Below are 19,574 nucleotides of genomic sequence, written 5' to 3' on the forward strand. Positions count from 1 at the left end.
GGACCGACCTTGCCCAGTGAGTACCCCACGCCCGTACACTGGGCTGGGGAAGGCTGGCACTCGGACACGCAGAGTGCCAGGCGGGCGACCGGAAGAGCCGACGGGACGACATGCTGGAGGTGCGCGCGAATGCTGAGTGAACGCAGGCTTCAGGTGCTGCGCGCCATCGTCCAGGACTACGTGGGCACCGAGGAGCCGGTGGGCTCGAAAGCGCTCACCGAGCGGCACAACCTCGGCGTCTCCCCGGCGACCGTGCGCAACGACATGGCGGCCCTGGAGGACGAGGGGTACATCGCCCAGCCGCACACCAGTGCCGGGCGCATCCCCACCGACAAGGGCTACCGGCTGTTCGTGGACAAGCTCGCGGGCGTCAAACCGATGACCGCGCCCGAGCGCCGCGCGATCCAGAACTTCCTGGAGGGCGCCGTCGACCTCGACGACGTCGTGGCGCGCACGGTACGGCTGCTCGCGCAGCTGACCCGGCAGGTCGCCGTCGTGCAGTACCCGTCCCTGACCCGGTCCACCGTGCGGCACGTGGAGCTGCTCTCACTCGCCCCCGCGCGCGTGATGCTCGTGCTGATCACGGACACCGGCCGGGTCGAGCAGCGGATGGTCGACTGTCCGGCACCCTTCGGTGAGGCGTCCCTGGCGGACCTCAGGGCCCGGCTGAACAGCCGGGTCGCGGGCCGCAGGTTCACCGACGTGCCGCGCCTGGTCGAGGACCTGCCCGAGGCCTTCGACGTCGAGGATCGCGGTACGGTCTCCGCAGTGCTCTCCACTCTGCTGGAGACACTGGTCGAGGAGAACGAGGAGCGGCTGATGATCGGCGGCACCGCCAATCTCACCCGCTTCGGGCATGACTTCCCCCTCGTGATCCGGCCCGTCCTGGAGGCCCTTGAGGAGCAGGTCGTGCTCCTCAAGCTCCTCGGCGAGGCGAAGGATCCGGGCATGACCGTGCGCATCGGGCACGAGAACGCCCACGAGGGACTCAACTCCACCTCCGTCGTGTCGGTCGGCTACGGTTCGGGCGGCGAGGCGGTTGCCAAGCTCGGCGTGGTCGGACCGACCCGCATGGACTACCCGGGAACGATGGGAGCGGTACGCGCAGTGGCACGGTACGTCGGACAGATCCTGGCGGAGTCGTAAGTGGCCACGGACTACTACGCCGTTCTCGGCGTGCGCCGCGACGCGTCGCAGGATGAGATCAAGAAGGCGTTCCGTCGGCTCGCACGCGAGCTGCACCCGGACGTCAATCCGGATCCGAAGACCCAGGAGCGGTTCAAGGAGATCAACGCCGCTTACGAGGTGCTGTCGGACCCGCAGAAGAAGCAGGTCTACGACCTCGGCGGCGACCCGCTCTCCCAGGCGGGCGGCGCCGGAGCGGGCGGCTTCGGGGCCGGTGGCTTCGGCAACTTCTCCGACATCATGGACGCGTTCTTCGGTACGGCGTCTCAGCGCGGCCCGCGCTCGCGCACCCGGCGCGGCCAGGACGCGATGATCCGCATCGAGGTCGAGCTGGACGAGGCGGCCTTCGGGACGACCAAGGACATCCAGGTCGACACCGCGATCGTCTGCAACACCTGTAACGGTGAAGGTGCCGCTCCCGGCACCTCCGCCCAGACCTGTGACATGTGCCGCGGCCGCGGTGAGGTCTCCCAGGTGACCCGGTCCTTCCTGGGCCAGGTCATGACCTCCCGCCCCTGCCCCCAGTGCCAGGGCTTCGGCACGGTCGTGCCGACCCCGTGCCCGGAGTGCGCGGGCGACGGCCGGGTCCGCTCCCGGCGCACGCTCACGGTGAAGATCCCGGCCGGTGTCGACAACGGCACCCGCATCCAGCTGGCCGGCGAGGGCGAGGTCGGCCCCGGTGGCGGTCCGGCCGGTGACCTCTACGTCGAGATCCACGAGCTGCCGCACCAGACCTTCCAGCGGCGCGGCGACGACCTGCACTGCACGGTCACGATCCCGATGACGGCGGCGGCCCTCGGCACCAAGGTGCCGCTGGAGACCCTGGACGGCATGGAAGACGTCGACATCCGGCCCGGCACCCAGTCCGGCCAGTCGATCCCGCTGCACGGCCGGGGCGTCACGCACCTGCGCGGCGGCGGCCGGGGTGACCTGATCGTCCACGTCGAGGTCACGACCCCGACCAAGCTCGACCCCGAGCAGGAACGATTGCTGCGCGAGCTGGCGAAGCTGCGCGGCGAGGAGCGTCCGCAGGGACAGTTCCAGCCGGGTCAGCAGGGGCTGTTCTCGCGGTTGAAGGACGCTTTCAACGGGCGCTGAACCATCGGCTGCGGGGTGCTTCGGCACCCCGCATGCCGGTGGCCTATGCCGTGGGAAGCCCGGATTCGGACTTGTTCAAAGGACGTGACAACATGCCGTCATGTCCTCCGCACTGACCGATCTCTTCCCCCACCCGATCGTGCAGGCCCCCATGGCGGGCGGTGTCTCCCTCCCGCAGCTCGCCGCCGCCGTGTCCGAGGCGGGCGGCCTCGGATTCCTCGCCGCCGGATACAAGACCGCCGACGGCATGTACCAGGAGATCAAGCAGCTGCGGGGGCTCACGAGCCGGCCCTTCGGCGTGAACCTCTTCATGCCCCAGTCCGAGTACGCAGAGTCGGGCGCCGTCGAGGTCTACGCGCACCAGCTGGCCGGTGAGGCCGCCTGGTACGAGACCGAGCTGGGCGACCCCGACAGCGGCCGGGACGACGGCTACGACGCCAAGCTCGCGGTCCTCCTCGACAACCCGGTGCCGGTGGTCTCCTTCCACTTCGGCGTACCGGGCCGGGACGTCCTCGACTCCCTGCGCCGTGCCGGCACCCTCACCCTGGTCACCGCCACCAGCGCCGAGGAGGCCCTCGCGGTCGAGCGGGCCGGCGCGGACGCGGTGATCGCACAGGGCCTGGAGGCCGGCGGCCACCAGGGCACCCACCGGGACATCCCCGAGAACGACGGCTCCGGCATAGGTCTGCTCTCGCTGATCGCCCAGATCCGGGAGGCCGTCGGCATCCCGGTCGTCGCCGCCGGCGGCCTCATGCGCGGCAGCCAGATCGCCGCCGTCCTCGCGGCCGGCGCGAGCGCGGCCCAGCTGGGCACGGCGTTCCTCGCCACCCCGGAGTCCGGCGCCAACGCGCTGCACAAGCAGGCTCTGACCAACCCCCTGTTCGCCCGCACCGAGTTGACCCGCGCCTTCTCCGGCCGCCCGGCGCGGGGCCTGGTCAACCGCTTCCTGCGCGAGCACGGCCCGTACGCCCCCGCCGCCTACCCCGAGATCCACCACCTGACCTCTCCGCTGCGCAAGGCCGCAGCCAAGGCCGGGGACGCCCAGGGCATGGCGCTGTGGGCGGGCCAGGGCCACCGGATGGCCCGCGAGCTGCCGGCCGGGGAGCTGGTGAAGGTCCTCGTCGGCGAGATCGATGCGGCGGGGACAGCGTTGTCGGACGGAGGTGACGGGCGATGACGGCTCCGGTCTTCGTCGTCGAGCACTTCCGCTCGGACGGCTACCGGTACGTCCTGGACGGGCCCGAGGGGCGGCACGCCGTCTCCGTGAAGCGGCTGCAGCCCGGTGAGGAGGTCGTCCTCACCGACGGCGCCGGGCGCTACGCGGTGTGCGAGGTGATCGGCGTCGAGGGCAAGGACCGGCTGATCGTCCACATGACCTCGGTCTCCGAGGAGCCGGAGCCCGCCCCGCGCATCACCGTGGTCCAGGCCCTGCCCAAGGGCGACCGGGGCGAGGTCGCCGTCGAGACCATGACCGAGGTCGGCGTCGACGCCATCGTGCCCTGGCAGGCGGCCCGCTGCATCACCCAGTGGAAGGGCGAGCGCGGGCTGAAGGCCCTCGGCAAGTGGCGGGCCACCGCCCGCGAGGCCGGCAAGCAGTCCCGCCGGGTCCGCTTCCCCGAGGTCGCGGACGCGGCGACGACCAAACAGGTTGCCGCACTTCTCGCCAAAGCCGACTTCGCCGCCGTCCTCCACTCCGACTTCGAGCACGGCAGCGCTCCCCTCGCCACCGCCGAACTCCCCACCGAGGGCGAGATCGTGCTGGTCGTGGGGCCCGAAGGCGGCGTCTCCCGCGACGAGCTGGCACTCTTCGAGGAGGCGGGCGCACGGGCCCACGTGCTCGGCCCCACCGTGCTGCGCACCTCCACCGCCGGCACCGCCGCCACAGCCCTGCTCCTGGGCCGCACCGGCCGCTGGTCCTGAGAATCCGGGGGAACACGATGGAACTCGCACAGGTACGGCTCCTCGTCACCGACTTCGCCGCCTGCTACCACTTCTACGCCGAAGTCCTCGGCCTCAAGCCGCAGTCCGGCGCCACCGAGGGCCCGTACGAGAAGTTCAGCCCGCACGCCGGCTCCGCCGGGATCGCCCTGCAGGACCGCGCCATGATGGCCGAGATCCTGAACGAACTGGGCGAGCCGACCAACGGCCACCGCTCCCTGGTCGTCCTGCGCGTCGACGACCTCGACGCCTACTGCGAGCAGATCACCTCCCGCGGCGCCACCCTGCTCCACGGCCCGGCCCCCATGACCGACCGCATGCGGGTGGCCCACCTCAAGGACCCCGAGGGCAACCTGGTGGAGCTGCAGGAGTGGCTGCTGCTGGGAGGCTGACGTCAGCCGATGGTGACCGCTCCGAACTGACGAGTGACCGTATGCGGCCTTCCCCCGTGCGCGGGCCGGTGGCACGCTGCCCTGCATGGGGGTGTTGAGGCGGATTCGACGTCGGGCGCGGCCCGTGCGTGTGCTGAGTGCGACCGGGCTGGCCGTGGTGGCCGTGGGGGCGGTCGTGGGGTGCCAGCCGGGGGATCTCGGTTCGGCCGCGGTGGCGTACACCACCGACACGACCGCCACCGCCGAGCTGAAACGGCAGCATGTGAACGTGAGTTGGCTTACCTGCACCGGTAACTACGGCAGCTCGGGCAGCCGCACGCCCGGGAGGGCGCCCTCGCCGACGGAGACCGCCGTCGTCTCCGTCGACTGTCAGGGGCAGACCGACGACTTGCGGAAGATCACCGTCGTCGGGGTGGTGACCAAGGCCGTCGACGGCGCCTGTGTGCGCGGGGATCTGACGGCCCGGGTCGAGGGCAAGCAGGTGTTCCACGTCGGCGGGCTGGGCAACTGCAACGCCAAGCCGGGGCCGACGTACGCCCCGCCCGTCACCCACCGGCCCTCCGGCGGGCAGCCGACCGTCACCGTGACCGTGACCCGGACGATCTGGTGCAAGGGCGACCCGACCTGCTGGCCCGCGCAGGGCAAGTGATCGAAACCGGGGGCGCGGGCGGCGGCCGCTGCGTAAAGTGACGGGGTGACTAAGGGCGCTTCGACGGGAACCTCCGGCTACCTCCGATTCCCCCACCTCCACGGCGACTTGGTGACCTTCACCGCCGAGGACGACGTGTGGCTCGCACCCCTGGACGGCGGGCGGGCCTGGCGGGTGAGCGCCGACAACGTGCCGGTGACCCACCCCCGCATCTCGCCCGACGGTACGACCGTCGCCTGGACCTCCACCCGCAACGGCGCCCCCGAGGTGCACATCGCCCCGGTCGCCGGCGGCTCCGCCGAGCGGCTGACGTACTGGGGGAGTTCGAAGACCCAGGTGCGCGGCTGGACCCCGGACGGCGCGGTCCTCGCGATCAGCACCCAGGGCCAGGCGAGCCTGCGCCGCAGCTGGGCGCGGGCGATCCCGCTGGACGGCGGCCCTGCCACCACCCTGCCGTACGGGCCGGTCGGTGACGTCGCGTACGGTCCGCACACCGTGCTGCTGTCCGCCCCGATGGGCCGCGAGGCCGCCTGGTGGAAGCGCTACCGGGGTGGCACGGCGGGCAAGTTGTGGATCGACCGTGCCGCCGAGGGTGAAGCAGGCGTCGGCGAGTTCGTGCGGCTGCACGAGGAGCTGGACGGGAACATCGAGTACCCGCTGTGGGCCGGGGACCGGGTCGCGTTCCTGTCCGACCACGAGGGCACCGGAGCCCTCTACTCCTCCCTCGCCGACGGGTCCGACCTGCGGCGTCACACCCCCCTCGACGGCTTCTACGCCCGGCACGCCGCCTCGGACGGCCGCCGGGTCGTCTACTGCAGCGCCGGTGAACTCTGGCTGCTCGACGACCTCGACGACGCAGAACCGCGCCGCCTGGACATCCGGCTCGGCGGCGCGCGCGTCGACCTGCAGCCCCACCCGGTGAACGCCTCCCGCTGGTTCGACCACGCCACCCCCGACCACACGGCGCGCGGCAGCGCGGTCGCCGTGCGCGGCGCCGTCCACTGGGTCACCCACCGCTCCGGCCCGGCCCGCGCGCTGGCCGCACAGCCCGGCGTACGGGCCCGGCTGCCGCACGCCTTCCGCACGGACGGCGAGGAATGGGTGGTGTGGGTGACGGACGCCGAGGGCGAGGACGCGCTGGAGTTCGCGCCCGCCACCGGCGTCGCGCCCGGCGCGGTCCCGCGCCGGATCGCCGCCGGACAGCTCGGCCGCGTCCTGGAACTGGCCATGGCACCCGACGGCAGCCGGGCCGCCGTCGCCTCGCACGACGGACGGCTGCTGCTGGTCGAGCGCGACACCGGCGAGGTCCGCGAGGTGGACCGCAGCGAGGACGGGGACGTCAGCGGCCTCGCCTTCTCGCCCGACTCCGGCTGGCTCGCCTGGTCCCACCCCGGCCCGCATCCGCTCTGCCAGCTCCGCCTCGCCAACACCACCGACCTGTCGGTCACCGCGGCGACCCCGCTGCGCTTCCAGGACTACGCCCCGGCCTTCACCCTGGACGGCAAGCACCTCGCCTTCCTCTCCAGCCGCTCCTTCGACCCGGTCTACGACGAGCACGTCTTCGACCTGGCCTTCGTCGAGGGCGTCCGCCCGTACCTGATCACCCTCGCCGCGACCACGCCGTCCCCGTTCGGGCCGCAGCGGCACGGCCGGCCCTTCGGGACCCCCGACAAGGAGGAGACCCCCGACGCCGAGGGCACCCCGGCGACCCGCATCGACCTCGACGGCCTCGCCGACCGCATCGTGCCCTTCCCGGTCGAGGCCGGCCGCTACGCCAACCTGCGGGCCGCCAAGGACGGCGTGCTGTGGCTGCGCTACCCGGTGCGCGGCGTCCTCGGCGCCTCCCGGGCCACTCCCGACGACCCGGACCCGAAGACCGAGCTGGAGCGCTACGACCTCGCCCAGCAGCGCCTGGAGCACCTCGCCGCCGACGCCGACTACTTCGAGGTCAGCGGCGACGGCAAGCGGGTGCTGCTGTGGACCGACAGCCGCCTCAAGGTCGTACCCGCCGACCGGCGCGCCTCCGACGACGAGGACAGCGACTCGAACATCACCGTCGACCTGAGCCGGATCCGGCAGACCGTCGACCCGGCCGCCGAATGGCGGCAGATGTACGACGAGACCGGCCGCATCATGCGGGACAACTTCTGGCGGCCGGACATGAGCGGCGTCGACTGGGACGGCGTCCTCGACCGCTACCGCCCCCTCCTCGGCCGCCTCGCCACCCACGACGACCTGGTGGACCTCCTGTGGGAGGTGCAGGGCGAACTCGGCACCTCGCATGCCTACGTCACCCCGCGCGGCGGTTTCGGCAACGGCGCCCGGCAGGGCCTGCTCGGCGCCGACATCTCCCGCCACGCGGACGGCGGTTGGCGCATCGACCGCATCCTGCCCGCGGAGACGTCCGACCCGCAGGCCCGCTCCCCGCTCGCCGCGCCCGGTGTCGCCGTGCGCCCCGGGGACGCGATCGTCGCGGTCGCCGGACAGCCGGTCGACCCGGTCACCGGTCCCGGCCCGCTGCTGATCGGTACGGCCGGAAAGCCGGTCGAGCTGACCATCTCGCCCGTCGGCGGGGGCGACCCCCGGCACGCGGTCGTGGTCCCCCTCGCCGACGAGGAGCCCCTGCGGTACCACGCCTGGGTCGCCGACCGCCGCGCCTACGTCCACGAGACGTCCGGCGGCCGCCTCGGCTACCTCCACGTGCCCGACATGCAGGCCCCCGGCTGGGCCCAGATCCACCGCGACCTGCGCGTCGAGGTGGCCCGCGAGGGCCTGGTCGTCGACGTCCGTGAAAACCGCGGCGGCCACACCTCCCAGCTCGTCGTGGAGAAGCTGGCCCGGCGCATCGTCGGCTGGGCGCTGCCGCGCGGCATGCGGGCGTACAGCTACCCGCACGACGCGCCGCGCGGCCCCGTCGTCGCCGTCGCCAACGAGTTCTCCGGCTCCGACGGCGACATCGTCAACGCCGCGATCAAGGCCCTCGGCATCGGCCCGGTCGTCGGCACCCGCACCTGGGGCGGCGTCATCGGCATCGACAGCCGCTACCACCTCGTCGACGACACCCTGATCACCCAGCCGAAGTACGCGTTCTGGCTGGAGGGATACGAGTGGGGCGTCGAGAACCACGGGGTGGACCCCGACGTGGAGGTCGTCCAGCGCCCACAGGACTACGCGGCGGGCAGGGACACCCAGCTGGACAAGGCGATCAGCCTGGCACTGGAGGCACTGGCGGAGCAGCCCGCAAAAACTCCGCCAGGTCTGCCCACCTAAAGGGGCGCGGGGCTGTGTCGATATGCGGCTCCGCCGCGGGGCGCAACCAGCCCCCACCGACCCCCACCCAACCGACTACCATGCCCCCCGTACTGATCACCGGCGAAAGCGAGCGCAGCGCAATGGCGGGAGAACCGCAGGACGACTGCCTGTTCTGCAAGATCGTCGAGGGGCACATCCCGGCGACGATCGTGCGGGAGACGGAGACGACCGTCGCCTTCCGGGACATAAACCCCCAGGCGCCCACGCACGTCCTGGTGATCCCCAGGGTGCACTACAAGAACGCGGCCGAACTCGCCGCCGCGGAACCGGCCGTCGCCGCCGACATGCTGCGCGAGGCCCAGGCCGTCGCCGACGAGGACGAGTTGGAGAGCTACCGCATCGTCTTCAACACCGGCAGCGGCGCCGGCCAGACCGTCTGGCACACCCACGCGCACATCCTCGGTGGCCGTGGCATGGAATGGCCCCCCGGGTAAGTCGTCATGTCCGTACGTGAATTGGTGGTCCTCGGCACCGCCAGCCAGGTCCCGACCCGGCACCGCAACCACAACGGCTACCTGCTGCGCTGGGACGGCGAGGGCATCCTGTTCGACCCCGGCGAGGGCACACAGCGGCAGATGCTGCGCGCCGGGGTCGCCGCCCACGACCTGAACCGGATCTGCGTCACGCACTTCCACGGCGACCACTCCCTCGGCCTCGCCGGGGTGATCCAGCGGATCAACCTCGACCAGGTGCCGCACGAGGTCACCGCGCACTACCCGCGCTCCGGGCAGCGCTTCTTCGACCGGCTCCGGTACGCGACCGCCTACCGGGAGACCGTCCGCCTCACCGAGGCACCGGTCGACGCCGACGGCACCCTCGCGCGGACCGGGTCGTACACGCTCGAGGCCCGCAAGCTGTCCCACCCCGTCGAGTCCTACGGCTACCGGCTGATCGAAGCCGACGGCCGCCGCATGCTGCCCGACCGGCTCGCCGCGCACGGGATCAAGGGGCCGGACGTCGGCCGGATCCAGCGCGAGGGCCGGCTCGGGGACGTGACCCTGGACGAGGTCAGCGAGGTACGGCGCGGGCAGCGGTTCGCGTTCGTGATGGACACCCGGCTGTGCGACGGGGTGCACGCGCTCGCCGCGGGCTGCGACCTGCTGGTCATCGAGTCCACGTTCCTCGACGAGGACCTCGGACTCGCCGAGGACCACGGCCATCTCACGGCCGGTCAGGCGGCGGCCGTGGCACGGGACGCGGGGGTACGGCACCTCGTCCTCACCCACTTCAGCCAGCGCTACTCGGACCCCGACGAGTTCGAGCGGCAGGCGCGTTCCGCCGGGTTCGAGGGAGAGCTGACCGTGGCGCACGACCTCCTGCGAGTGCCGGTTCCGAAACGCGGATAAAACACGCTTACGATGCTTTGATGCCCCTCCCCAAAGCAGAACTGCACCTCCACATCGAAGGCACCCTGGAGCCCGAGCTGGCGTTCGGGCTGGCCGCCCGCAACGGCGTCGAGCTGCCCTACGCCGACACCGACGAGCTGCGCAAGGCGTACCAGTTCGAGGACCTCCAGTCCTTCCTGAACCTGTACTACGAGCTGATGGCCGTCCTGCGCACCGAGCAGGACTTCGCGGACCTGGCCGACGCCTACCTCGCCCGGGCCGCCGCGCAGGGCGTGCGGCACGCGGAGATCTTCTTCGACCCGCAGGCCCACATCGCGCGGGGCGTGGCCATGGGCACGGTCATGGAGGGGCTGTGGCGGGCGCTCGGCCGCAGCGAGGAGAACCACGGCGTCTCCACGAAGCTCATCATGTGCTTCCTGCGGGACGAGTCCGCCGACTCGGCGCTCGAGACCCTGGAGGCGGCCAGGCCCTACCTGGACCGGATCACCGGTGTCGGTCTCGACTCGGCCGAGGTCGGGCACCCGCCGGTGAAGTTCCGGGAGGTGTACGAGGCCGCCGCCGCGCTCGGGCTGCGCCGGGTGGCGCACGCCGGTGAGGAGGGTCCGCCCGCGTACATCACCGAGGCGCTGGACGTCCTCGGCGTCGAGCGGATCGACCACGGCCTGCGCTGCCTGGAGGACCCGGAGCTGGTCGAGCGGCTGGTCCGGGAGCGCATCCCGCTGACCCTGTGCCCGCTGTCCAACGTCCGGCTGCGGGCGGTGGACGTCCTCGCGGACCATCCCCTCCCGGCCATGCTCGACGCGGGACTGCTGTGCACGGTCAACTCCGACGACCCGGCCTACTTCGGCGGGTACGTCGCCGACAACTACCACGCGGTGCGCGACGCCCTCGGGCTGCCCAAGGAGCAGATGCGCGCGCTGGCCCGCAACTCCTTCCTCGCGTCCTTCCTGGAGGACGACGAGGAGCGGCGCGCCCGTTATCTCGCCGAGGTCGAGGCGTACGAGTTCGGGTAGGCGGTGTCGTACGCGGTCCGGGCAGGCACGGCCGGGGTGTCCATCTGGATCTCCACCACGGAGACCGTCTGCCTGCCCGCCCGCAGCGCCACCACCGTCATCGGCACCGCCACCGCCAGCAGGCCCACGGCCAGCACCTCGCCCATGACCGGGAAGCCCGCCCACGCCGCCAGCATGCTCCCGGCCAGCGGGCCCGCCGCCGTGCCCAGGGACGCCGCCGAGCCGACGAACACCGCCCAGCGACCGCGCGGGTCGAGGGAGGCGGCGAGGCCGATGACGTACGACAGCACGACCGGGTAGATCACGTTCCAGGCGATCTCGCCACCGGCGAAGGACGTCAGGTCGGTCGCCGAGGCGCTGAGCGCGATGCAGCCCGCGATGAGTGCCGTACCCACGCCGATCGGCACCGCCCGGCCCAGCCGCGGCCCGAGCGCCCCCGCGGCCACGACCCCGATCAGGCCGGCGCCGAGCGCGACCGCGAACACCGCGCCCACGCTGACCTCGGTGAGGTGTGCCTGGTCGCGACCGATGCGGCCGCTGACGCCCCACAGGGAGTTCTGTGCCAGGGACCAGCAGGGCATGGCGGCGGCCAGCAGCAGGCCGGCGCGCAGGTGGGGGAGCCGGCCGCGCTCGATGGGGGTCCCCCCGCGCGAGCCTGTTCGAGCGCGGGGGAGGGTGCGGGCCGGGGCCGTACGGCCGGACAGGCGGCCGGTGAGCGGCCAGACCGCGAGGGCGGTCAGCGCGATCGCGGCGAGGGGCTGCCCGTGGCCGGGGCCGAGGTGCGGGATCGTCAGGTAGAGGGCGCCGGCGAGGGCGGAGACACCGAGCAGACCGAACGTGGTGACCCGGTGCGGATCCTGCTGTCCGGCGATGCCGCCGGCGGCGACCGCCGTGACCGTGCCGGACCCGAACCCGCCGATCAGCGCGCCGACGACGACGGCCGGTACGAGGCCGGTGAGCGCGGCCCCGCCGTAGCCGAGGAAGGCGAGGGTGAGCCCGAGCCGGGCGAGGGTGCGGGCGCCGATCCGCTCGACCCGGGAGGCCAGCAGAAAGCCCGCCGCGGCCGAACTCAGCAGCAGCGCACTGCCGATGGCACCGGCCTGGGTGACGGAGAGCGGAAGTCCGGTGTCGAGCCGGCCGACGGTGGTCGGCAGCAGGTACGGGGCGAGATACCCGGCCGTGAAAAGGGCGACGAGGGGCCAGGGCAGGGAGCGGGGGGCGGACACGGGCGTTCCAGGGCAGACGAGAGCGGCGGCTCAGAAAAGAGGGGGATGAGCGACGACCGTCGACGGACAGGAACGCGCGAGCAAGTTGTATCAATTACGCGGTTCGGGAAGAAGGTCGGCCGGCGTGATCCGGGTCACTTCGGAGTTTGTGATCAGCGGGCCGGGGTAGGAGGTCGCATCCTGTCGGCGAGTTGGCTCGCGCCCCGCCGGATGCGCTATGGTTGATCACGTCGCGGTCGCCGGAACTCCCGGTGTCGGACAGTGCGTTGGTGGTCCAAGGAAAGACGCCCCGCTTCCTGCGGGGAAATGCAGGTGCAAGGCCTGCCCGGCGCTCCATGTAGAGCCCCATCCCGTTGTGTACGGGATGGGGCTCTTTTGCTGTTCCCTCTGCCCCCTCATTGACTCTCGCGTGTCCGTGTATCTAGCCTCTGTTCTCATACATAGACAACATTCATAAGGGGAGATGGTCAGGTGGGCGGCGACCCGACTCCGCAGGACGTGACGCGACGGCTGCGGGAGGGCATGGCGCACGGCGTGCTGTCCTTCCCGCTCACCGCCTTCCACGACGACGGCTCCCTGGACCCGGACGGGCTGCGTGCGCATGTCGCCGCGCGGCTCGCCACCGGGCCCGGGGCCCTCTTCCCGGCCTGCGGAACCGGCGAGTTCTTCTCGCTGGACGAGGAGGAGTACCGGCAGGTCGTCACCATCGCCGTCGAGGAGGCGGCCGGGCAGGTGGCCGTGGTCGCCGGCACGGGATACGGCTGGGCGCAGGCCGCCCGGTTCGCGCGGATCGCCGAGGAGGCCGGCGCCGACGCCCTGCTCGTGCTGCCGCACTACCTGGTCGCCGCCCCGCAGGAGGGCCTGGCCGCCCAGCTGGAGCAGCTCGCCGCCCGTACCCGGCTGCCGATCGTCGCCTACCAGCGCGGCCAGGTCGCCTATGGTGTGGCCGCGTTGCGGCGCATCGCGCGCATCCCGAACGTCATCGGCCTCAAGGACGGCCACAGTGACCTCGACCGCCTCCAGCGCCTCACCCTCGCCGCGCCCGAGGACTTCCTGTTCTTCAACGGCGCCGCCACCGCCGAGATCCAGGCTCGCGCCTACGCCACCGTCGGCGTCCCCGCCTACTCCTCCGCCGTGCACGCCTTCGCGCCCGAGATCGCCGGCGCCTTCTTCGGCGCGCTGCACAGCGGCGACCACGGCACGACCGAGAAGCTGCTGCGCGAGTTCTACGTCCCCTTCGTCGAACTCCGTGACCGCGCACCCGGATACGCGGTGTCCCTGGTGAAGGCGGCGGCCCGGCTGCGCGGAGAGCGCGTCGGCCCCGTCCGCGCCCCGCTCACCGACCCCGCGCCCGCCGACCTCGCCGACCTGAAGGCCCTCCTCACCGCCGGACTCGACCTCGTAGGAGCCTCCCTGTGACCCGTGACCTGACCATCACCGAGGTACGCCTGACGCCGATCCTGGTCGCCGACGCGCCGCTGCTCAACACCCAGGGCGTGCACCAGCCATACACCCCCCGGCTGATCGTGGAGGTCGTCACGGCCGACGGGACCACCGGGCTCGGGGAGACCTACGGCGACACCAAGTACCTGGAGCCGGCCCGCTCCCTCGCCGAGCGCCTCCCCGGACGATCGGTCATGGATGTGAACGGACTGTTCGCACTGGACCTCGCCGTGGACGAGGACCGGATCAGGGGCGCCGTGGACGCCGGCGGTCTGCGGGGCGTGCAGAGCGCCGACAAGCTGCGGCTGTCCGTGCTCTCCGCCTTCGAGGTGGCCTGCCTGGACGCCCAGGGCCGGGCGCTCGGACTGCCCGTGCACGCACTGCTCGGCGGCAGGGTGCGGGACGCGGTCGAGTACAGCGCCTATCTCTTCTACAGGTGGGCCGGCCACCCGGAGGGCGTCACGGCCGAGCCGGACGACTGGGGTGCCGCCCTGGACCCCGCCGGAGTCGTCGCCCAGGCGCGGACGTTCAAGGAGCGGTACGGATTCACCTCCTTCAAGCTCAAGGGCGGTGTCTTCCCGCCCGAGCAGGAGATCGCGGCCGTACGCGCCCTCGCCGAGGCCTTCCCCGGGCATCCGCTGCGGCTCGACCCCAACGGCGCCTGGTCCGTCGAGACCTCGCTGAAGGTCGCCAAGGAACTCGGGGACGTCCTGGAGTACCTGGAGGACCCGGCCCTGGGCACTCCCGCGATGGCCGAGGTGTCCGCAGGATTGAGAGGGGCGGCGCGAAGCGCCTCGGACAAGGGTGGTGGTGGGCGACGGGCGGGCGTCCCGCTCGCCACCAACATGTGCGTGACCACCTTCGGCGAGATCGAGGAGGCGTTCACCGCGGACGCCGTCCAGGTGGTGCTCTCCGACCACCACTACTGGGGCGGACTGCGCAACACCCAGCACCTCGCCGCGATCTGCGACGCCTTCGGCGTCGGGGTGTCCATGCACTCCAACACCCACCTCGGCATCAGCCTCGCCGCCATGACCCAGGTGGCGTCCACCGTGCCGGGCCTCCACCACGCCTGCGACTCCCACTACCCCTGGCAGTCCGAGGACGTCCTCACCGAGCGGATCGCGTTCACCGACGGCAGGGTCGCGGTGTCCGACGCACCCGGCCTCGGCGTCGAACTGGACCGGGACGAGCTGGCCCGGCTGCACCGGCGGTGGACCGAGGACGACGGCTCGATGCGCGAGCGGGACGACGCGGCGGCGATGCGGGTGGCCGAGCCGCACTGGCGGACGCCGGTGATGCCTCGCTGGTAGCCGCGCCCCGGGTGGGATCTGGTGCACACTGACCAGATCCGCATCACGTCAGGGAGCGCACCGTGACCCCGTCCCACATGATCGCCGGAGAGGAACCGGAGCACCTCACCCGTGCAGCGCCCTGCCGGGCCCAGGTCGACCCGCTGGTCGCCCTGCGTGCACCGGACGATCCGCCCTGGGACGTCTACCTCACGGGCACCGTCTTCCTCGACATCATCTTCACCGGCCTGGACTCGGCGCCCGTGCGCGGCACCGAGTCCTGGGCCCGCGGGATGGGCTCCAGCCCGGGCGGGGTCGCCAACATGGCCGCCGCGCTCGCCCGCCTCGGTCTGCGGACGTCCCTCGCGGCGGCCTTCGGGGACGACCATTACGGCGAGTACTGCTGGGACGCGCTGGAACAGGGCGAGGGCATCGACCTCACCCTGTCGCGGACCGTGCCCGGCTGGCACTCGCCGGTGACCGTCTCCATGGCCTACGAGGGCGAGCGGACCATGGTGTCCCACGGCCACGAGCCGCCGCCGGACGAGCCGGCGCCGGACGTCCCGCCCCGCGCGCGTGCGGCCGTCGCCTCCCTCGTCCCCGGCACCCGCGCCCCCTGGATCGCCCAGGCCGCCCGTGCGGGCACCCGGGTCTTCGCGGACGTCGGCTGGGACGACACCGGGGCCTGGGACCTGGGGAGCCTCGCCGACCTCCACCACTGCGAGGCGTTCCTGCCCAACGCGCAGGAGGCGATGCGGTACACCGGCGTGGACTGCCCGCGGGCGGCGGCGCGGGCGCTGACCGAGTACGTGCCGCTGGCGGTGGTGACGCTGGGGGCGGAGGGGGCGTACGCGGTGGACCGGCGTACGGGGGAGACGGCCGAGGTGCCCGCGATCGCGGTCGAGGCACTGGATCCGACCGGGGCGGGGGACGTGTTCGTGGCCGGGTTCGTGACCGGCACGCTGGCGGGGTGGCCGCTCGCCGACCGTCTTGCCTTTGCCGGGCTCACGGCAGCTCTGTCCGTGCAGGAGTTCGGGGGCTCGCTGTCGGCGCCGGGGTGGTCGGAGATCGGGGCGTGGTGGCGCAAGGTGCAGTCCCTTCCGGGGCAGGACCGGGTGGCGTTGCAGAGGTTCGCGTTCCTCGACGGGCTGGTGCCGGAGGAACTGGACCGGGTGTGGCCGTTGCGCCGGGCCGTGCCGACCATCGGCTTCCGTCGGTCCAGCTGACGTACCGGCTCTCGCCCTCTGAAAAGCCCTACAGCCTTGTCAGTCCACCGTCGTACCCTGGAATCGCGAGGCCGCCCTCAGCTATGCGGCCGTGACGAGGAGGAACCGCAGGCCTACAGCGCCGGCCCATGACTCAGACACCCACAGCTCACACCCCCGCGCAGGAGCAGGCGAGAGCACACCTCACCGTCCCCGCCCAGCACCCCATGGTGACCGTGCTGGGTTCCGGCGACTCCCTTCTGCGCGTGATCGAGAAGGCCTTCCCGGCAGCCGACATCCATGTCCGGGGCAATGAGATCAGCGCGGTCGGCGACCCTGCGGACGTCGCTCTCATTTCGCGCGTGTTCGACGAGATGATGCTGGTGCTCCGCACCGGACAGCCGATGACGGAGGACGCAGTGGAACGCTCGATCGCCATGCTCAAGGCGAGCGAGGACGGGACGAGCGACGGACCTGAGACCCCGGCCCAGGTACTGACGCAGAACATCCTGTCCTCCCGCGGCCGCACCATCCGCCCCAAGACGCTCAACCAGAAGCGGTACGTCGACGCGATCGACAAGCACACGATCGTCTTCGGCATCGGCCCCGCCGGTACCGGCAAGACCTACCTGGCCATGGCCAAGGCCGTGCAGGCCCTGCAGGCCAAGCAGGTCAACCGGATCATCCTGACCCGTCCCGCGGTCGAGGCCGGCGAGCGCCTCGGCTTCCTGCCGGGCACGCTCTACGAGAAGATCGACCCCTACCTGCGCCCGCTGTACGACGCGCTGCACGACATGCTCGACCCGGACTCGATCCCGCGCCTGATGGCCGCGGGCACGATCGAGGTCGCGCCGCTCGCGTACATGCGTGGCCGTACGCTCAACGACGCCTTCATCATTCTCGACGAGGCCCAGAACACGAGCCCCGAACAGATGAAGATGTTCCTCACCCGCCTCGGCTTCGACTCGAAGATCGTGATCACCGGTGACGTGACGCAGGTCGACCTGCCGAACGGCACGAAGAGCGGTCTGCGGCAGGTGCAGGAGATCCTGGAGGGCGTCGAGGACGTCCACTTCTCCCGGTTGTCGTCCCACGATGTCGTACGGCACAAGCTGGTGGGCCGTATCGTCGACGCGTACGAGTTGTACGACAGCAAGCACGGCACCGAGAACGGCGCCCACAAGGGCGGCCATGGCAGGCCCGGTGCCAAGGGCTCCAAGGGGAAGTAGACCAGCACGACCATGTCGATCGACGTCAACAACGAGTCCGGCACCGAGGTAGACGAGCAGGCGATCCTCGACATCGCCCGCTACGCGCTCGCGCGGATGCGCATCCACCCGCTCTCCGAGCTCTCGGTGATCGTCGTGGACGCCGACGCCATGGAGCAGTTGCACATCCAGTGGATGGATCTGCCGGGTCCCACCGATGTCATGTCGTTCCCGATGGACGAGCTGCGGCCGCCCACGAAGGACGACGACGAGCCGCCGCAGGGGCTGCTCGGCGACATCGTGCTGTGCCCGGAGGTCGCCACCAAGCAGGGCGCGGAAGCGCCGACGCAGCACTCCATGGACGAGGAGCTCCAGTTGCTCACCGTCCACGGGGTGCTGCACCTGCTCGGGTACGACCACGAGGAGCCCGACGAGAAGGCCGAGATGTTCGGGCTCCAGGCCGCCATCGTGGACGGGTGGCGGGCCGAGCGGGGGCTGACCGGCCCGTCGCCGGCGCCGACCGTCTCGTAGTCCGAGGGCCGGTCTTCGCATGAGTCCGCAGATCGTGATCGGCGCGATCGCCCTGGTCGTCGTCGCCTGGCTGGCCGCGTGCGCGGAGGCGGGCATCGCGCGCGTCTCCAGCTTCCGCGCCGAGGAGGCCGTGCGCAACGGCCGGCGCGGCAGCGCCAAGCTGGCCCAGGTCGCCGCCGACCCCACCCGCTATCTGAACGTGGCCCTGCTGGTCCGCGTCGCCTGCGAGATGGCGGCCGCGGCCCTGGTGACGTACGCCTGCCTGCAGGAGTTCGCGGCCACCTGGCAGGCGCTGCTGGTCGCCATCGGCGTGATGGTCCTGGTGTCGTACGTCGCCGTCGGCGTCTCCCCGCGCACCATCGGCCGCCAGCACCCGATGAACACGGCGACGGCGGCGGCGTACGTGCTGCTGCCCCTCGCCCGGATCATGGGCCCGATCCCGTCGCTCCTCATCCTCATCGGCAACGCGCTCACCCCCGGCAAGGGCTTCCGCCGCGGCCCGTTCGCCTCCGAGGCGGAGCTGCGGGCGCTGGTCGACCTCGCCGAGAAGGAGTCGCTGATCGAGGACGAGGAGCGCCGCATGGTGCACTCGGTCTTCGAGCTGGGCGACACCCTCGTACGGGAGGTCATGGTCCCGCGCACCGACCTGGTCGTGATCGAGCGCTACAAGACCATCCGCCAGGCCCTCACCCTCGCCCTGCGCTCCGGCTTCTCGCGGATCCCGGTCACCGGTGAGAGCGAGGACGACGTCGTCGGGATCGTGTACCTGAAGGACCTGGTCCGCAAGACGCACATCAGCCGCGACGCCGAGAACGACCTGGTGTCCACGGCCATGCGCCCGGCGGTCTTCGTCCCCGACACCAAGAACGCCGGCGACCTGCTGCGCGAGATGCAGAAGGACCGCAACCACGTCGCCGTCGTCATCGACGAGTACGGCGGCACCGCCGGCATCGTCACCATCGAGGACATCCTCGAGGAGATCGTCGGCGAGATCACCGACGAGTACGACCGTGAACTCCCGCCCGTGGAGAACCTCGGCGACGACCGCTACCGGGTCACCGCGCGCCTCGACATCACCGACCTCGGCGAGCTGTACGGCCTGGAGGAGTACGACGACGAGGACGTGGAGACCGTCGGCGGCCTGCTCGCCAAGGCGCTCGGCCGCGTGCCCATCGCCGGTGCGTCCTCGGTCGTGGAACTGCCCGACGGCCGCGAGCTGCGCCTGACCGCGGAGGCCGCGGCCGGCCGCCGGAACAAGATCGTGACCGTACTGGTGGAGCCGCTGGGCCCGGCGGACCCGCCCGAGGAGGAGAACGCGGAGTGACCCCCAAGGAACTGCGCACCTTCTGTCTGTCGTTCAACGCGGCGGTCGAGGACTTCCCGTTCAGCCCGGACGTCTCGGTCTTCAAGGTCCTGGGCAAGATGTTCGCGCTGAGCTGGCTGGACGCGCGGCCCCTGACGGTCAACCTCAAGTGCGACCCGGAGGACGCGGTCCGGCTGCGGAGCGAGCACGAGGGACTGATCATCCCCGGCTACCACATGAACAAGCGGCACTGGAACACCGTCACCGTCGACGGCGAACTCCCGGACCGCCTGGTCCGCGAACTGATCGAGGACTCGTACGACCTCGTCGTCGCGGGCCTGCCGAGGGCGGAGCGGCTGCGGCTGGACCGGCCGTAAATGCGTTTGCCGGGGCCCTCTGACCGCGTGTCAGAATCCGGCGCATGTCTTCTGTG

At 71.8% G+C, this 19,574-nt stretch carries 18 protein-coding genes; 17 read left to right on the forward strand and 1 reads right to left on the reverse strand.

Features of this window, described 5'->3' with window-relative positions:
* Nucleotides 1-129: 129 nt before the first annotated feature.
* The 10 genes from hrcA (at nucleotide 130) to ACIRVH_RS05915 (ending at nucleotide 10,933) form a co-directional block, all read left to right on the forward strand.
* Nucleotides 130-1,146, forward strand: coding sequence for a heat-inducible transcriptional repressor HrcA (gene hrcA / locus ACIRVH_RS05870; RefSeq protein ID WP_403948516.1), 1,017 nt, complete (start codon nucleotides 130-132; stop codon nucleotides 1,144-1,146).
* Nucleotides 1,147-2,283 (forward strand): molecular chaperone DnaJ, encoded by a 1,137-nt coding sequence (dnaJ, locus tag ACIRVH_RS05875; RefSeq protein ID WP_403948517.1) that lies wholly within the window; start codon nucleotides 1,147-1,149, stop codon nucleotides 2,281-2,283.
* A 100-nt stretch (nucleotides 2,284-2,383) separates the two neighbouring features.
* Nucleotides 2,384-3,460, forward strand: coding sequence for a nitronate monooxygenase (locus tag ACIRVH_RS05880; RefSeq protein WP_403948519.1), 1,077 nt, complete (start codon nucleotides 2,384-2,386; stop codon nucleotides 3,458-3,460).
* Nucleotides 3,457-4,203: a 16S rRNA (uracil(1498)-N(3))-methyltransferase gene (locus ACIRVH_RS05885; RefSeq protein ID WP_403948520.1), complete on the forward strand. Its 747-nt coding sequence runs from the start codon at nucleotides 3,457-3,459 to the stop codon at nucleotides 4,201-4,203. Before ACIRVH_RS05880 ends, ACIRVH_RS05885 begins: the two co-directional genes overlap by 4 nt.
* A gap of 17 nt (nucleotides 4,204-4,220) precedes the next feature.
* Nucleotides 4,221-4,613 carry a VOC family protein gene (locus ACIRVH_RS05890; RefSeq protein WP_403948522.1) on the forward strand — a complete coding sequence of 131 codons (393 nt, stop codon included), beginning with the start codon at nucleotides 4,221-4,223 and terminating at the stop codon, nucleotides 4,611-4,613.
* A gap of 85 nt (nucleotides 4,614-4,698) precedes the next feature.
* Nucleotides 4,699-5,262 (forward strand): hypothetical protein, encoded by a 564-nt coding sequence (locus ACIRVH_RS05895; RefSeq protein ID WP_403948524.1) that lies wholly within the window; start codon nucleotides 4,699-4,701, stop codon nucleotides 5,260-5,262.
* A 108-nt stretch (nucleotides 5,263-5,370) separates the two neighbouring features.
* Nucleotides 5,371-8,532 carry a S41 family peptidase gene (locus ACIRVH_RS05900; protein ID WP_403948754.1) on the forward strand — a complete coding sequence of 1,054 codons (3,162 nt, stop codon included), beginning with the start codon at nucleotides 5,371-5,373 and terminating at the stop codon, nucleotides 8,530-8,532.
* A 122-nt stretch (nucleotides 8,533-8,654) separates the two neighbouring features.
* Nucleotides 8,655-9,008 (forward strand): histidine triad nucleotide-binding protein, encoded by a 354-nt coding sequence (locus tag ACIRVH_RS05905; protein ID WP_403948756.1) that lies wholly within the window; start codon nucleotides 8,655-8,657, stop codon nucleotides 9,006-9,008.
* Between the two features lie 6 nt (nucleotides 9,009-9,014).
* Entirely contained in the window at nucleotides 9,015-9,920 is a 906-nt protein-coding gene (locus tag ACIRVH_RS05910) for a ribonuclease Z (RefSeq protein WP_403948526.1), read from the forward strand.
* A gap of 20 nt (nucleotides 9,921-9,940) precedes the next feature.
* Nucleotides 9,941-10,933, forward strand: coding sequence for an adenosine deaminase (locus ACIRVH_RS05915; protein WP_403948528.1), 993 nt, complete (start codon nucleotides 9,941-9,943; stop codon nucleotides 10,931-10,933).
* Here ACIRVH_RS05915 and ACIRVH_RS05920 read toward each other — a convergent pair.
* A complete protein-coding gene (locus tag ACIRVH_RS05920) occupies nucleotides 10,897-12,159 on the reverse strand; it encodes an MFS transporter (protein ID WP_403948530.1) in 1,263 nt (420 codons plus the stop codon). The two genes, ACIRVH_RS05915 and ACIRVH_RS05920, sit on opposite strands and share 37 nt — an antisense overlap.
* Nucleotides 12,160-12,681: 522 nt before the next feature.
* On the opposite strand from ACIRVH_RS05920, the gene ACIRVH_RS05925 reads away from it, so the two are divergent.
* From ACIRVH_RS05925 to ACIRVH_RS05955, 7 genes are all read left to right on the forward strand, one after another.
* Nucleotides 12,682-13,578, forward strand: coding sequence for a 5-dehydro-4-deoxyglucarate dehydratase (locus tag ACIRVH_RS05925; RefSeq protein WP_403948759.1), 897 nt, complete (start codon nucleotides 12,682-12,684; stop codon nucleotides 13,576-13,578).
* The gene (locus ACIRVH_RS05930) at nucleotides 13,575-14,915 is read left to right on the forward strand and encodes a glucarate dehydratase family protein (protein WP_403948531.1); all 1,341 of its coding nucleotides are present in this window, start codon (nucleotides 13,575-13,577) and stop codon (nucleotides 14,913-14,915) included. Before ACIRVH_RS05925 ends, ACIRVH_RS05930 begins: the two co-directional genes overlap by 4 nt.
* A gap of 77 nt (nucleotides 14,916-14,992) precedes the next feature.
* Nucleotides 14,993-16,120, forward strand: a complete 1,128-nt coding sequence (locus ACIRVH_RS05935; protein WP_403948762.1) for a carbohydrate kinase family protein — start codon at nucleotides 14,993-14,995, stop codon at nucleotides 16,118-16,120.
* Between the two features lie 128 nt (nucleotides 16,121-16,248).
* Nucleotides 16,249-17,328 carry a PhoH family protein gene (locus ACIRVH_RS05940; RefSeq protein ID WP_403948532.1) on the forward strand — a complete coding sequence of 360 codons (1,080 nt, stop codon included), beginning with the start codon at nucleotides 16,249-16,251 and terminating at the stop codon, nucleotides 17,326-17,328.
* 12 nt (nucleotides 17,329-17,340) lie between these two features.
* A complete protein-coding gene (gene ybeY / locus ACIRVH_RS05945) occupies nucleotides 17,341-17,838 on the forward strand; it encodes an rRNA maturation RNase YbeY (protein ID WP_403948533.1) in 498 nt (165 codons plus the stop codon).
* Between the two features lie 19 nt (nucleotides 17,839-17,857).
* Nucleotides 17,858-19,162, forward strand: coding sequence for a hemolysin family protein (locus ACIRVH_RS05950; protein WP_403948534.1), 1,305 nt, complete (start codon nucleotides 17,858-17,860; stop codon nucleotides 19,160-19,162).
* Nucleotides 19,159-19,518, forward strand: a complete 360-nt coding sequence (locus ACIRVH_RS05955) for an MmcQ/YjbR family DNA-binding protein (protein WP_403948535.1) — start codon at nucleotides 19,159-19,161, stop codon at nucleotides 19,516-19,518. Before ACIRVH_RS05950 ends, ACIRVH_RS05955 begins: the two co-directional genes overlap by 4 nt.
* The last annotated feature ends 56 nt before the right edge of the window (nucleotides 19,519-19,574 follow it).

Source organism: Streptomyces sp. NPDC101165 (assembly GCF_044768135.1).
In the GTDB taxonomy this organism is placed as follows: Bacteria; Actinomycetota; Actinomycetes; order Streptomycetales; family Streptomycetaceae; genus Streptomyces.

Excerpts from the sequence above, each read along its gene's own strand:
- hrcA (WP_403948516.1), top strand. The coding sequence starts at position 130 with ATGCTGAGTGAACGCAGGCTTCAGGTGCTGCGCGCCATCGTCCAGGAC.
- ACIRVH_RS05880 (WP_403948519.1), top strand. The coding sequence starts at position 2,384 with ATGTCCTCCGCACTGACCGATCTCTTCCCCCACCCGATCGTGCAGGCC.
- ACIRVH_RS05885 (WP_403948520.1), top strand. The coding sequence starts at position 3,457 with ATGACGGCTCCGGTCTTCGTCGTCGAGCACTTCCGCTCGGACGGCTAC.
- ACIRVH_RS05890 (WP_403948522.1), top strand. The coding sequence starts at position 4,221 with ATGGAACTCGCACAGGTACGGCTCCTCGTCACCGACTTCGCCGCCTGC.
- ACIRVH_RS05895 (WP_403948524.1), top strand. The coding sequence starts at position 4,699 with ATGGGGGTGTTGAGGCGGATTCGACGTCGGGCGCGGCCCGTGCGTGTG.
- ACIRVH_RS05905 (WP_403948756.1), top strand. The coding sequence starts at position 8,655 with ATGGCGGGAGAACCGCAGGACGACTGCCTGTTCTGCAAGATCGTCGAG.
- ACIRVH_RS05910 (WP_403948526.1), top strand. The coding sequence starts at position 9,015 with ATGTCCGTACGTGAATTGGTGGTCCTCGGCACCGCCAGCCAGGTCCCG.
- ACIRVH_RS05915 (WP_403948528.1), top strand. The coding sequence starts at position 9,941 with ATGCCCCTCCCCAAAGCAGAACTGCACCTCCACATCGAAGGCACCCTG.
- ACIRVH_RS05925 (WP_403948759.1), top strand. The coding sequence starts at position 12,682 with ATGGCGCACGGCGTGCTGTCCTTCCCGCTCACCGCCTTCCACGACGAC.
- ACIRVH_RS05935 (WP_403948762.1), top strand. The coding sequence starts at position 14,993 with ATGATCGCCGGAGAGGAACCGGAGCACCTCACCCGTGCAGCGCCCTGC.
- ACIRVH_RS05940 (WP_403948532.1), top strand. The coding sequence starts at position 16,249 with ATGACTCAGACACCCACAGCTCACACCCCCGCGCAGGAGCAGGCGAGA.
- ybeY (WP_403948533.1), top strand. The coding sequence starts at position 17,341 with ATGTCGATCGACGTCAACAACGAGTCCGGCACCGAGGTAGACGAGCAG.
- ACIRVH_RS05950 (WP_403948534.1), top strand. The coding sequence starts at position 17,858 with ATGAGTCCGCAGATCGTGATCGGCGCGATCGCCCTGGTCGTCGTCGCC.